This is a genomic window from Luteolibacter sp. LG18, from assembly GCF_036322585.1.
Classification (GTDB): domain Bacteria; phylum Verrucomicrobiota; class Verrucomicrobiia; order Verrucomicrobiales; family Akkermansiaceae; genus Luteolibacter.
Window position 1 is genome coordinate 4059680 of the sequence record NZ_AP024600.1, and the last position, 13613, is coordinate 4073292.

General features: G+C 64.2%; 11 protein-coding genes. 3 read left to right on the forward strand and 8 right to left on the reverse strand.

Features of this window, described 5'->3' with window-relative positions; all coding sequences use genetic code 11:
• Positions 1-5: 5 nt before the first annotated feature.
• The gene (locus llg_RS16135) at positions 6-1109 is read right to left on the reverse strand and encodes a DNA-binding transcriptional regulator (RefSeq protein WP_338285747.1); all 1104 of its coding nucleotides are present in this window, start codon (positions 1107-1109) and stop codon (positions 6-8) included.
• 230 nt (positions 1110-1339) lie between these two features.
• Here llg_RS16135 and llg_RS16140 point away from each other — a divergent pair, with 230 nt between their 5' ends.
• The 3 genes from llg_RS16140 to llg_RS16150 are packed head-to-tail and all read left to right on the forward strand — an operon-like array spanning position 1340 to position 7168.
• Complete coding sequence (locus tag llg_RS16140) at positions 1340-2671, forward strand: MFS transporter (RefSeq protein WP_338285748.1); 1332 nt, start codon at positions 1340-1342, stop codon at positions 2669-2671.
• Positions 2665-4938, forward strand: coding sequence for an FAD-dependent oxidoreductase (locus llg_RS16145; RefSeq protein WP_338285750.1), 2274 nt, complete (start codon positions 2665-2667; stop codon positions 4936-4938). The genes llg_RS16140 and llg_RS16145 overlap by 7 nt, the downstream gene beginning before the upstream one ends.
• Positions 4939-4954: 16 nt before the next feature.
• Positions 4955-7168, forward strand: a complete 2214-nt coding sequence (locus tag llg_RS16150) for a discoidin domain-containing protein (protein WP_338285751.1) — start codon at positions 4955-4957, stop codon at positions 7166-7168.
• 22 nt (positions 7169-7190) lie between these two features.
• Here the strand turns inward: llg_RS16150 and llg_RS16155 are convergent, their stop codons facing one another.
• The 7 genes from llg_RS16155 to llg_RS16185 all read right to left on the reverse strand — a co-directional run bounded on the left by llg_RS16155 (position 7191) and on the right by llg_RS16185 (position 13607).
• Positions 7191-8108 carry a helix-turn-helix domain-containing protein gene (locus llg_RS16155; RefSeq protein ID WP_338285753.1) on the reverse strand — a complete coding sequence of 306 codons (918 nt, stop codon included), beginning with the start codon at positions 8106-8108 and terminating at the stop codon, positions 7191-7193.
• Positions 8053-10449, reverse strand: coding sequence for a heavy metal translocating P-type ATPase metal-binding domain-containing protein (locus tag llg_RS16160; protein WP_338285754.1), 2397 nt, complete (start codon positions 10447-10449; stop codon positions 8053-8055). Before llg_RS16160 ends, llg_RS16155 begins: the two co-directional genes overlap by 56 nt.
• A 79-nt stretch (positions 10450-10528) precedes the next feature.
• A complete protein-coding gene (locus tag llg_RS16165; RefSeq protein ID WP_338285755.1) occupies positions 10529-11230 on the reverse strand; it encodes a sulfite exporter TauE/SafE family protein in 702 nt (233 codons plus the stop codon).
• A 7-nt stretch (positions 11231-11237) separates the two neighbouring features.
• On the reverse strand, positions 11238-11387 hold the full coding sequence (locus tag llg_RS16170) for a hypothetical protein (protein WP_338285756.1): 150 nt from the start codon (positions 11385-11387) through the stop codon (positions 11238-11240).
• A 4-nt stretch (positions 11388-11391) separates the two neighbouring features.
• Positions 11392-12792 (reverse strand): cytochrome c oxidase accessory protein CcoG, encoded by a 1401-nt coding sequence (gene ccoG, locus llg_RS16175; protein ID WP_338285757.1) that lies wholly within the window; start codon positions 12790-12792, stop codon positions 11392-11394.
• Positions 12793-12805: 13 nt separating this feature from the next.
• A complete protein-coding gene (locus tag llg_RS16180) occupies positions 12806-13429 on the reverse strand; it encodes a cbb3-type cytochrome c oxidase N-terminal domain-containing protein (RefSeq protein ID WP_338285758.1) in 624 nt (207 codons plus the stop codon).
• Positions 13422-13607, reverse strand: coding sequence for a hypothetical protein (locus llg_RS16185; RefSeq protein WP_338285759.1), 186 nt, complete (start codon positions 13605-13607; stop codon positions 13422-13424). The genes llg_RS16180 and llg_RS16185 overlap by 8 nt, the downstream gene beginning before the upstream one ends.
• Between the last annotated feature and the right edge of the window lie 6 nt (positions 13608-13613).

The window sequence follows — 13613 nt, forward strand, 5'->3', positions numbered from 1 at the left end:
TGCCTTCAGCCGCGATTGGCGTTCCGGTATTCCTTCGGCGTGATGTCGAATTTTTTCCGGAAGTGGCTCACCAGCGCGCTGGCCGTCCGGAAACCCGAGCGTTCGGCAACCTCCTGGAGGGACAGTGCCGTGGAGGTGAGAAGCCGTTGGGCGAGATCGGTGTGGGCGCGCCAGATCTCGTCATGGAGCGTGTTGCCCACCAGCGCGTTGAAGCGGCCTTCCAAGGAGCGCCGTGAAATGGAAGTCGCGGCGACCACGTCGGTGCCCTTGATGCACTCCGAAGCGTGGTCGCGGATGAAACGCAGAGCCTTCACCACATCGGCGTCCTCGAAGGCGAAGACATCGGTGGATCGGCGCTCGACCACGAAGGCCGGCGCGATGAGCTGTGGCTCGGTCGGCGGCGCCTCGCCCTCCATCACCCGGTCCAACCAGCGGGCGGCCTCGTAGCCGCGGCGCTCCAGATCGATGTCGATGCTGGAGAGGGTGGGGGAGCACAGGTCGCAGAGCTGTGAGTAGTCTCCCACGCCGAGCACCGCGATCTCCTCGGGCACGCGGTGGCCGAGCGTCCAGCATGCCTCCAGCGCCATCGCCGCGATGCGATCGGTGGAGCATAAAACGGCCAGCGGCCGCGGCAGGTTGCCGAGCCATGCGGCCAGTTCATCGTCGCCAGCGCTGGTGATGGAAAGCGTGGCCAGCGAGGTACCTTCGGTGGCGTGGATCACCTCGGCGAAGCCGCGGCCACGGTCGAACGAAAAGCGGGTGTTGTCCTTGCTGCGGACGAAGGCGAAGGATTTGAAACCGCGGGAGAGCAGGAATTCCGCCCCCATGCGGCCGATCCGGTGGTCGTCCGGCACCACGTTGATGAAGGCGGGATCGATCATCCGGGAGGTCACATTGATCACCGGCAGCGCCCGTCCCCTGGCGGCTTCCGCGAAGCGCTGCTCCACCGCGGTGCAGATGATTCCGTCGCCCTGCCAGCTCGCCACGAGTTCCGCTAGTTCCTTGCGCTCGCGGTCAAAAAACGCTATGCGCCAGTTTGTCTTCCGCGAGGCATAGCGACTGATGCCGGTCAGGATCTTATTCCCGTAACCGCTTAGGGATTCCACCATCAATCCAATATGCCGGTAGCCTTGCATGCTGCACCCACGATCAACATATGCGCATTTTTGTAAACAAATAATGGCATGGTGGTTTTATGCTGCTTCGAAAAAATTGCTCGAAAAAATAAGAAAATTAATTGAAAGCGCAGTTTTCAATTGCTCCAGATGTGAATCCGGCTATTCTCTCCTCAATGGCGACTGGCAAAAAGAGGTCAATCCGCGGGCTCAGATGGTGGATCGTGGTGATTGTGTTCCTGGCCGCGGTCTTGAACTACGTGGACCGCCAGACGCTCTCCGCGCTGGCTCCCACCATCCAGCATGACCTCGCGATGGATGACCGCGCGTACGCGGACCTGGTGAACCTCTTCCTCGTCGCCTACACCATTGCCTACCTGATCTCTGGGAAGCTGGTAGACAAGCTGGGCACCCGCCGCGGCGGGGCGATCTTCGTGATCTGGTGGTCGCTGGCGAACATCGCCACCACCTTCGTGCATGGCGTTCGCTCGATGGGGGCGTGCCGTTTCATGCTGGGGCTCGGCGAGGCCGGGGTTTGGCCCGCGGCTTCGAAGGCGGTGTCGGAATGGTTCCCGGCGAAGGAGCGCGCCACCGCGATCGGCCTCTACACGATGGGAGCCACCGTGGGGGCGACGATCGCGCCTTCGATCGTGATCCCGTTGGCGAAGTGGACGTTGCCGGGGCTCGGAGAAGGCTGGCGGACGGCCTTTCTGATCACGGGCATCGCGGGATTCGCGTGGTTGGTGCCGTGGTTGTTCCTCTACCGGAAGCCGCGGGAAAGCCAGTTCATCAGCGCGGAGGAACTTGCCCATATCGAGCAGGATGGCGAGCCAGCGGAAGCCGCTGGCGAAGCGTGGAGTTGGAAACAGGTGCTGACGTTCCGCCCGGTGTGGCTGCTTCTGTTTGGTCGCCTGCTGACCGATCCGATCTGGTACTTCTTCCAGTTCTGGTTCGCCAAATATCTGCACAGCGAGCGTGGCGTGAGTCAGGATGGCCTGACCATGACGTGGATGATCTATGCCGCCGCAGGAGCGGGATCGCTGGTGGGCGGATGGCTTTCCGGTGTTCTGATCAAGCGCTCCGGCAGCGCGCCCGCCGCCCGTATGCGGGTGATGTTCGGCTGCGCCTGTCTGATGGTGCCGGCGGCCTTCCTGATCACCCGTGCCACGAGCACGCCGGAGGTGATGGGTCTCGCTGTGTGCGTTGTATTCCTTTCCCTGGCCTGGCTCACGAATATCACGGCAATCGTGGTGGATGTGGTGCCAAAGCACTCCGTGGCCACCGTCTTCAGCGTGGTCGCCGCGGGCAGCACGCTCGGCGGGATCGTGATGAACCTCATCGTCGCCACCTTGGTGGCGGGTCCGTCCAAGAAGGCGGCTGGATTCATGGACGAGGCTTTGGCCGCCGTCTTTGGACCGTTGCTGAAAGCCATCGAAGGCCGCGGCTACAACCCCTGGTTCCTGGTGATGGCGGTGCTGCCGCTGGTGGCCTTTCTGATCCTCCGCGCCGGTGGCCTGCTCCGCCGACGCAATTCCGACACTTCCCTCTCATGTTGAAAGAACCACCGTCTGGCCAACGCCAGCTCCACACTTCTGAAATCCAGGCCGATCTCGTGGTGATCGGAGGCGGTCTGGCCGGCACATGCTGCGCGATCGCCGCCGCTCGCGAAGGTCTCAAGACCGTGTTGATCCAGGACCGCCCGATGCTCGGCGGAAACGCGTCCAGTGAGGTCCGCCTGTGGATCCTCGGAGCTACCTCCCACCTCGGGAACAACAACCGCTGGTCTCGTGAGGGCGGCGTGACGAACGAGATCCTGGAGGAGAACCTCTACCGCAACCGCCAAGGCAATCCTTACATCCTCGACACTATCCTGCTGGAGAAGGTGCTGGAGGAACCGAATCTGACGCTGCTGTTGGACACCGCGGTGGATGAAGTGGAGATGGTGGGAGATGAAATTTCCTCCGTACGCGCTTTTTGCCCGCAGAACTCGACGGTTTACCGCGTGGCGGCCCCGTTGTTCTGCGATGCCTCGGGCGATGGTGTGGTGGCGTTCCTCGCCGGTGCTGCCTTTCGCATGGGAGCGGAAGCCCGCGAGGAGTTCGACGAGGGGTTCGCGCCGGACGATGCCTTCGGCCAGCTCCTCGGACACTCGATGTATTTCTACACCAAGGACGTGGGAACGCCGGTGAAATACACCGCTCCCTCGTGGGCGCTGAAGGACATCACCGAGATCCCGCGCTACCGCCAGTTCAACACCAACATGCAGGGCTGCAATTTCTGGTGGCTCGAGTATGGAGGTCGCCTCGACACCATCCACCAGTCCCAGGAGATCAAGATGGAGCTCTGGAAGGTGATCTACGGCGTGTGGGACCACATCAAGAACTCGGGCAATTTCCCCGAGGCTGAAACGCTCACGCTGGAATGGGTCGGCCAGATCCCGGGCAAGCGGGAGAGCCGCCGCTTCGAGGGCAATTACATCATCAGCCAAAAGGACGTGGTCGAGCGCCGCGAGTTCCCGGACGTGGTCGCCCACGGTGGCTGGGCGATGGACCTGCATCCGGGTGATGGTGTGTATTCCAAGCTGCCGGGTTGCACCCAGTGGCATTCGAAGGGGGTTTATGGCATTCCCTACCGCTGCTACTATAGCCGTAATATTAAAAATCTCTTCCTCGGCGGCCGTCTCATCAGCGCCAGCCACGTGGCATTCGGCTCCACCCGCGTGATGGCCACCTGCGGCGCGGGCGGCCAGGCGGTGGGCATCGCCGCGGCACTGTGCCATGAAAAGAGCTGCCGCCCCGCGGATCTCGGCGAGGCTGCGGCGATGCGCGAATTGCAAAGGCGTTTGGAGCGCCGCGGTCAGTTCCTTCCGGGCATCACCTCCGAGGATGCGGCGGATCTTGCCAGGAACGCGAAGGCGAGCGCGAGCTCGACCTACCGCCTCAGCGAGTTGAAGACGAACAAGGCCTGGGTGCGTCTGGACCATTCCTGGGCGATGTTGATCCCGCTCTCGAAGGGACCGGTTCCCGCTTTCTCCTTCGAGGTTTCGGCGGAGCACGCCGGGGCCTTGAGAGTGGAGCTTTGGAAAGCGGAGCGCGCGGGCGAGTTCACGCCGGAGGTGCTGGTCGATGCCCTTGAGGTTCCGTTCCCGGAAGGCCGGGCGGACGTGGCGGTGCGTTTCCAAGCGGCGTTGCCGGAGGCCGGTTACCATTTCGTGAAAGTCTGCGAGGATCCGGCGGTTCGCCTGCGCGTGAGCGACCAGCGCGTGACCGGTGTGGTCTCGGTTTCGAACGCCTACAACAAGGCTGTGGCCACGTCGGCGGTGCAGGAGCCGCCCGCGGGGATCGGTATCGATCGTTTCGAGTTCTGGCTGCCGAAGCGCCGTCCGGAAGGGCGGAACCTGGCAATGACCGTCGAGCCGGCGGTGGAGGTATTCGGAGCGGACAACGTGCTCTCCGGTCCCGCCCGGCCGACTGTGTTGCCTAACGCATGGGTGGCCGACCCGGCCGACACCGCGCCGGAGCTGTGGTTGGATTGGGAGGCCCCGGTGGAAATCGGTCGCGTGGTGATCGAATTCGATCCGGACTGGGATCACCCGATGGAGTCCGTGCTGATGACGCATCCGGAGGAAGTGGTGCCGTTCATGGTGCGTGCCTTTGAGTTGGTCGATGGCGATGGCAACGTGCTCCACACATGCGCTGGCCACCACTCGGCACGCTTCGAGTGGAATCCGGCGGCGAGCGTGAAGACGGCTCGCCTGGGTCTTCGTATCAAAGAAACCGCGGGTGCGCCTGCAGCCGTGTTTCGTTTCCGCTGCTTCGCTTGAGCGTCCGTAGATTGTCATGAACGACCAATCCCTCTACCGATTCGCGTTACCCGTGGGAATTCGCTCCCGTGCCGTAGCCATCGCGTTGATTGCGGCTTCCTCCGCATTGCTCCCGGCCAGTGCCGTCAACCTCGCGCTGGACGCCACGGTGAAGGCGAGCAGCGAGATGAAGGACGGTGCCGCCGCCAAGGCCATTGATGGCGTGGAGAGCGACGCCTCGCGCTGGCTGGCTGCTCCCACCGACAAGGTGCCATGGATCGAGATCACGCTGAAGCAGCGCTCGGACCTCACCGCGGTGGATGTCTATTCCGGCTGGAAGGAGGAGTCGGTGCTCGCCGATTTCAACGTGGAGGTTCAGTCCTCCGGCCAATGGAAATCGCCGGAAGGCGGCAAGGTGCGCCAGAACTCCGATCCGGTGCGGCGCGTGCCGATCTCTGCCACCGGTGTGGAAAAAGTGCGCGTCAGTCTTCCATCGGGCGGGCCCGGACGCATCCGCGAGATCGCGCTCTATCGCTCCCGCGACGAGGCGATCCGGAGCGGGGTGAAGTCGACGATGGCCTCGGCGCGGATCGACCGGAAATCCAACCTGATCGCACTGAACCAGGTGGGTTTCCAGACCGCATGGCCGAAGCGCTTCACCGCTCCGCTCACCCCGGATGGAACGCCGTTCTCGGTGCGCTCCGCCAAGGGGGGCGAGCCGTTGTTCCAGGGCACCATCACCGGGAACATCGGCGATTTCTCTGCCTTCCGTCCCGCGGAATCCGATCAGGAATACGTGGTGGAGATCAAGGGCGGCGGGCTCCGTGACGGAGTCAGCGATCCCTTCTGGGTGCGGAACAACCTGATGAAGGGACGCTTTTGGCAACCGGCCGTGGATTTCCTCATCGATGCCCGCAGTGTGGTGGGCACGCATGCCAGCGCCTTCGGCGGCTGCCCGTGGCGTGATGGCACCTATTACGATGCGATCATTCCGGCGCTGGTCCTCATGCAGTTGTCCGATCCGGCTCGGACGGCGGCCATGCCGCGGCAGATCGATTGGGAGGCGGACAAGCGGCGTGTGCTGGCACCGGAATTCAAATACTGGGCCGGTGATCCGGGTGGCAAAGGCGTGCTGGAGATCGCGCGGAAGTATTACCAAGAGATCGAGCCGCCGCGGGCGGACGCTCCGGACGTGGTGAAGCTCATCCACTGGGGCGCGGGCTTCTATCTCGTCAATCCGGCCACCCAGGACCCGATGGGCGATCCGGCGGGCCGCCGCGTGCACGCGCAGACGATGGAGCAGGTGGCCTACGTGGTGTGGGCCTGGCCGGTGCTGAAGCAGTGGCTGCCGGAATCGTTCTACAACCGCTGCAAGGCGCTTTGCTTCGCGAACTGGGGACCGGCCCTCGAGGTCGATCCGCTGTCCGATCCTTCCAAGTATCTGCCGGAAACCAGCCTGGAGAGCGGCAACATCATGGGCGGCGATCTGAATCCGTACAAGGGCCGTCATGCTCCAGGGCATTCGATTGTGCCGAACCTTCTCATGTATGAGGTGGCGAAGCGTGATAACCGGCAGGACGCCTCGAAGTACCTGGATGCCGCCGTGGCCCAGGCCGCGTGGGTCATCAAGACCATCGATTGGAACGATCCACGCAGCACCAAGGGCCAGCGGATGAGCGAACACCGCACCATTCCGAACCTGGTGTGGCTGCTCAAGAACTATCCGGACAAGGCACCGGCCGGGCTGAAGGAGAAGATCAGCGCATGGGCGGACGTGGCGATCCGCCGCTCCGACAACCTCTGGGACTACCGCCGTTACGACGAAGATCGCAATTGGGCGCTGCCCAAGCTGAGTGACATCGGCAACCTCGTTTCCTTCCCGGCCTGCGCCCTGTCCGCCGCCTGGGTGATCGACGATCCGAAGGTGAAGCTCCGCCTCGAGGAAATCGCCGTGGCCCAGGCGGATGCCGCTTTCGGTCGGAATCCGCGCCTCGCAGCCTCTCCGCACAAGCCTGAAATGGGCTTCACGGGCATTGAATACGGCTGGCCGAGGGGCCATCAGGAGAACATCTGCGCTCGCCTGGAGCTCTGCCGTGGATCGATCTCCAGCGGTCCGGGAACGGAGATGTATCCTTTCAATCCGGACGGTGCCTACCGTCACGCGGAAGGATGGGTCTGCTATGGCGCGGCCTGGGGTATCAGCCTCTCTTACATGAGTGCCTATCCATCCGGGAATCTCCCGAAGCCCTGAAGCCGTCCGCGCTTCCTCCGGATCAATGCAAGGCATCACTCCGCCAGCGGGTGGGAGAGATGCCGGTGATGCGGGCGAAGCCGCGGTTGAACTGGGACAGCGACTGGAAGCCGACCTCGAACGCGATCTCGGAGACACGGCGCTGCGGTTTGAGCAGCTCGCGCTTTGCCATCTCCACGCGGTAGCGGGTGACGTAGTCGGTGAGCGTGAGGCCGGTTTCCCCGCGGAAGGTGCGGCAGAAATGGGACTCGCTCATTCCTGCCTCGCGCGCCACGTCGGCCAGGCAGAAGTCCTCGCGGAAATGCTTTTCGACGAACGCGCGGGCCTTGGCGATGGAAACCGACTCGGAACCCTCCTCGATCACCGAAAGGGTGTCGGCCAGTTGCGAGAGATGATCGGCGAAAAGCTGGAGCAGTGTGAGCATGCTGTTGTAGCGTTCCGGCTCGATGGTGCGGGTCAGGAAGTAGGCCTCGCGCAGGTGGTCCGAGAGTTCCTGGCTGATGTCCTTGCGGCCGATGGCGGCGAGCATGCGCTGGAAATCGCGCTCCGTTTGCTGGCGGGTGAAAACCTGTCCCGTCTTCAAGTAGCCCACGATGGCCGAACCGAACCGCACGGGAACGGCTGAGGCGGATAAACCCGCGAAGCAACGGCAACTGCTGGGGCCCTTGACCGTGGCTTCCTGCATCAGCCGGCGGTTGGTGTCGATGCACGCGTCGCAGGCCTTGCCGCAGACGTTGAGCTTCTCGCAAAACGGGCTGCGGTTGCACGATTCCTCATCCAAGCACCACCCATCCGGATCCGCGCCGACGATGCGCAGCGGCAGGCCGGTCGCGTGGCGGAACGCGTCCTGGTAGGTGCGGAACAGCGAGGACTGTTTCAGCCGTTCATGCAGGGACGCGTTGAAGCGTTCCTGGGCCCGGGTTGGTTTGGTCGTGTTCATCCGGTTCGTGATGGGTGGATGGGGTGGTGGAAAGGCGCGTCTTGCGGCCGACGGTTACCACGAGGAGGATCGCAGCCACCGAACTGAGAGGCATGACGATGGCGGCCAGCAGGGGATTCATACGGCACATGGCTGCCAGCGAGATGACGGCGATGTTGTAGGCTAGCGCGAAGGCGAAAGCGGCATGGATGCCGCGGGCCCGGGCATCCGCGGCGGCGAATGCTTCCGGCAGGTGGTGGAGACCGTTGCCGAGCGAGTAGAAGTCCGCCTTGGATTCGAGAAGACTGCGGTCCACCACCGGAGTGCCGGTGACATAGGCGGCATCGAAGGCGAGGGAATCGTTCGCACCGTCTCCGAGGTAGAGCGTGTCACGGTGATCGAGCGCGGCCACGCGGGCGGCTTTTTGTTCGGGATCAAGGCCACCCGTCGCATTCGCCGCGGAAATTCCGAGAGCTTCGGCGACCCGCGAGACCTTCTCGGGAGCATCGCCGGAAAGGATGTGCAGGGTGAGCCCTCGCTTCACCAGCGAGGTGAGCGCTGCCGCGGCGGCGGGACGCAGGGCATCGCGGAAATGGAAGCGGGCGACCGGCACGTCGTTCCGGGTCAGAACGGTGACACCTTCCTCCGCCTTGCCGAGGAACCAGCGGGCATCGCCGCTGGTGCAGGTCACCCCTTTTCCAGGATGCTCCTCCACCGGCACGCTGCCATGCGTTTCGAGCAAGTTCTGGCCACGGCCACCGAGGTGTTCCAGCAGCGTGCGCGAAACCGGGTGCAGGGAAGCACGGGTGAGGCGCGCGAGCGCGAGGGCCACTTCGTCGGGTAAGGTGGCGGGCAGATGGGTATCCAGAAGCTCGGGGCGTTCGGAAGTGAGCGTGCCGGTCTTGTCGAACACAACGTGTTTCACCCGGCGCAGGCGTGGCCACAGGCTGGTGCGGCGCACGAAGGCACCGGCACGGGCCAGTCGAGAGGCGGCGATTTCATCGGCCAGAGGCACCGCCACACCGAGTGCGCACGGGCACGACACGACGAAAATGGAGATCATCGCCTGGAGGGCACCGAGGCCGTCTCCTCCGAACCAGCGCCAGGTGCCGGTGGTGATTCCGACGGCGATGACGACACTGAGATAAACCTTCAGCAGGCGCTGGAACACCGGTGATCCGCGGTCGCCAGCACCTGGCGCGGTGAGTTGTTGGAGCAAGGAATCGTTCCAACTTTCATCGGCGGTCACACGCACCGGCGTGTGGCTGAGCAAGATCGTGCCGGCCGGCAAACGGGCTCCCGGTTGCATCGTCACCGGATCGGACTCGCCGCGGATCCACTCCAGCGAAACCTCCGCCGCCGGTCCGGCCAAAATTGAGCCGACCGGCAACGCCCGGCCGGGTTCCAGTTCGAAAGTCTGTCCGGGTTCGATGGCGGCCAATGGCAGTTCGCCGTCCCGACCGCGCACCACCGGTGGAAGCGGGGACTTGCGGGTCAGGCGCCGACGGTTCTTCTCCACCGCCGCGGTCTGGATCCAGCGCCCCAGAAGCATCAGGAAGGTGAAGGTGGCGACGAAGTCGAAATAGAGGAGTCGCTCTTCGCCTCGAATCCATCCCGCGATCGACCCGGCGTAAGCGGCCACCAGGCCGAGGGCGATCGGCAGATCGATATGCAGCGTGCGGACGCGCAACGCCCGCCAGGCACGGGTGATGAAATAGCCTCCTCCCACCAGCATGGCCAGCGAGGCAGAAGCGAAGGCGATCAGGATGAAGAGACCGGAAAATTCAAAATCGGGCCGCATGCCGAGGTAGCCGGGAAGTGAGAAAGCCATCGCATTCAGCATGAAAGCCCCGCACAGTCCCATGCGACCTGCCAGTCCTCTCATCTCTCCCTGGCCGGGAGTGGTCGTGGGAGGACCGGCCGTGTAGCCGAAGCGTGCCAGCTCCTGGAAGTAGCCGCGCAGGTCACAGGCATCCGCCTGCCATTCGAGATGAAGAGCTCCGGTGGCAGGGTTCGCGGCGGCGCGGATCGCTCCCGGCCGCTCTTCGAACAGCGCGCCGATCAGCCACACGCAGCCGACACAGGAAATGCCCTCGACCGAGCAATCCATGCTCGCCACACCGCCGCGGGCCGCAACCTGGCTGCTGGTCATCCGTGGCTCCAACCAACTGAAGTCATGCTCCTCGAAAGGGCGGCTGCGGACCGGCATCGTGGCCGTTCCTTCCTTCAGCCTGTAATAGCGATCGAGTCCGCGGCCATGGATCAGCGCGGCCACGTGTTCGCACCCCCGGCAGCAGAATCGGGCATCCGGTTCGCTGGGGGCGAAGCCGGTGCCGCAGTGCTCGCAGGAGTGAAGCGTCATCGGGTGTATACTATGCAAATTTTGCTCTGTTTCGCCACGCGGGGTTTGCCGCAAACTGTGCGGAAATTGCTCATTGCAGTCAGCCCTCGTGGCAGCACGACGGCAGTTCCCGTGGAGTCTCTTCCGCGTTCCGCAGCGGCAGGGTGCCGTGGAGACGCCAGGCCAACACCACCGCGGCGGCCAACGCGAGACCGCGTTGCCAGCGGGCCAAGGCCTGCGGTCCCAGCCGCCATTTCAAACGCAGCCACTGGCGCTGGGCCAGCCACAGGAGGGGAATCGTTCCCAAGCTGAAAGCCAGTGCCGTTTCCGCCCCGCGTGCGGCGGATCCCGAGGTCACCAATGCGAGAAACAGCGCATACAGCGGGCCACAGGGCAGGAACGGGGTCAGTAGTCCCATCAAACCTCCACTTGTGATGGCGGGCATCGCCGCCGCTTTGAAGCGCATCCGTGCGGTGAACCGGAGCAGCGCCGCAGGGTAGGGGATTTTCTTGTCGAGGCGGGTGGCGGAAAGCAGCAATGCGAGCACAAGCAGCCACGGCAGCACCACCATCGGCGAGTGGAAGAACCATCCCAGCGGTTCCTTGCCCAAGGCACCGCACACCGCGCCAATGGTGGCGTAGGCGGTCATCCGGCCGGTGTGGTAGGCGCAGATGGCCGCCAGTTGTCCGTGTTCGCTGCGGGCGGATGCACCCACGCCGCAGGCCAGCGGCCCGCACATGCCCGCGCAGTGCACGCTGGTCACGAGGCCCGTGGCGAAGGCTCCGGCGAGGGTGAGGTCCATGGTGAAATCAGCGGCGGGTTTCCACCATCTCGGGCCGGTTCCTGACCGCCACCGCGATCAGGGAGGACCAGGCACCGAGCAGCAGCGCGAAGGCGGCAATGACGAACCACCACGGGTGGCGGTCGATGAAGGAGCTACGGGAAGTGTTGGAGTTCATGGCATCAAGGCGTGGGCGCGGGGCCGAGAAAGCGCAGTCCGTGGCGGATCGTCACGGAACCGGGATCGGCGGTGAGTTCCAGCGTGAGATCGCAGGGCCCGTGGTAGGCGGATTTTGGGGCGAGGATGATGGCCGTGCGGGTGATTTCACCGCGGGTGGGGATTTCCACCGGGGTATCCGCGCCGCTGACCGTGAAGCCGGCGGGGGCATCGACGAGGCGTAGGGTGCAGGTCGCGGGCTGGTTCCGCTTGTTCTGGATCCGGACGACGTAGTGGTTCCGCACCGCCGCGGTATCCGCGTAAAACGGCTGCCCGCGCATACGGGAGAAATCCGCGGTGTAGGGCCGGGCGCGCAGCCACGCGGCGGTGGAGAAGGCGGTGAGGCCGAGGAAACCGAGCACGGTGTAAACCACCACGCGGGGACGCAGCCAACGGCGCTTCTTGCCCGCGAAGCCATTGAGGGAATCGTAACGGATCAGGCCGGGCGGAAGCGCGAGCTTCGTCATCACGGCATCGCAGGCGTCGATGCAGGCCGTGCAGCCGATGCATTCCATCTGGAGTCCGTTGCGGATGTCGATGCCGGTGGGGCAGACGTTCACGCAGCGGCGGCAGTCGATACAATCGCCGCCCGCCTTGCCCCTCGCGCCACGCGGTTCACCGCGGTTGACATCGTATCCCACGGTCACGGTGTGGTCGTCGGTCAAAGCGCTCTGGAGCCGACCGTAGGGACACAGGACGATGCAGAATTGCTCGCGGAACCAGCCGAAGCAGAACCACAGCACCGCGGTGAGCGAGGACACGACCGCGAAGTCCGTCGGATGGGCGAGAGGGCCCTCGTTCATCCGGGTCCACAGCCGTGGGATCGAAACGAAGTAGGAGAGGAAGACGTGGGCGATGGCCGCCGCCGCCAGCGCGTAGAGCGTGTGTTTCACCAGCCGCCTCGCGATCTTGGCACCGCTCCATGGCGCGGCCTGGAGGCGACGGCGGGCCACCGCGTCACCCTCGGTCCAGCGTTCGATACGGCGGAACACGTGATCGAGGAACACGGTGTAAGGGCAGGTCCAGCCGCACCAGATCCGCCCGAACAGCGAGGTGACGAAAAATAGGGTGAAGCCCAGCCCGGAGATGCCGAAGAACATCACCCACAGATCCTGCGGCACCAGAGTAAGCCCCATCACGTGGAACTTCCGTTCCTCCACGTCCAGGAACAACGCGGGCGCCCCGTTCACCGGGATCCACGGCAGAGCCACGTAGAGGGCGATCAGCAGCAGTCCGGAAAGCCGCCGCAGCGTGTTCCATTTTCCGCGTACGTCGGCGGGATGGAGGAAATTGCGCGAGCCATCGCGGTGGATCGTGGTGACGGACACCAGATCCGGTTGGCGTGGGGCGGATGGCGGACGGCTCATCGCAGGCACGGCGTCAGTTCTTGAAATCCTCCGGGTTTTTCGAAATCAGGAACGCGGTGACCTCGGCGACTTGCTTCGGCGAGAGCACCTGGCCCCATGCCTGCATCTTCGCGCCGTTGTAGCCGGGAGCGTTCACGGGCGTGCCCTCGTTGATGAGCTTGAAGACGTCCATGGGCTTGCCCCCGTACTCCCAGTGGTGGTCGTTGAGCGGGCGTCCCGGGAGCGGGATCGGCTGGTTGTTCACCACCATGGTGGCGCTGAGGTCGGCGGAATGGCAGGCCGCGCAACTGGCCAGAAAGGTGGCTTCGCCCGCGGCGGTGATGGCCGGATCGGTCGCCCACTTCGTCACCAGCGTGGTGTCATCGAGGGATGCCAGGGTGGCCGCGAGCTCGCGGTCCTTCTTCTGCTGGATCTCCACCATCGCGCCGCGGATGTTCTCGTCATCAGTGCTGGCACTGGCGGTGTAGTAGTACACGCACCAGTGGACCAGGAACCAGACGATGGCGATATAGAAGGTGAACAGCCACCAGTTTGGCAGCTTTTGGTCGTATTCCTGAATGCCGTCGAATTCGTGCTCACGGAGCACCACCTCGCCCTTCTCGCGGGCGTAGGAACCGCGTTTGGTTTCCTCATTCATGGTCGGGTGTCTGTGGGAGTTGGGTGGTGTCGTTGGCCAGGGCTGCGAGGCGATCCCGTTCCTCCGGTTTCATTCGCAGCGCGCGGAGCGTGGTCAGGAGAAAGACGGTGAAAAGGCAGGCGAAAGAGAGGATGGGAATGATCGCGGCCCAATCCTCGTGGGTGATGCGCTTGAACATGGCGGT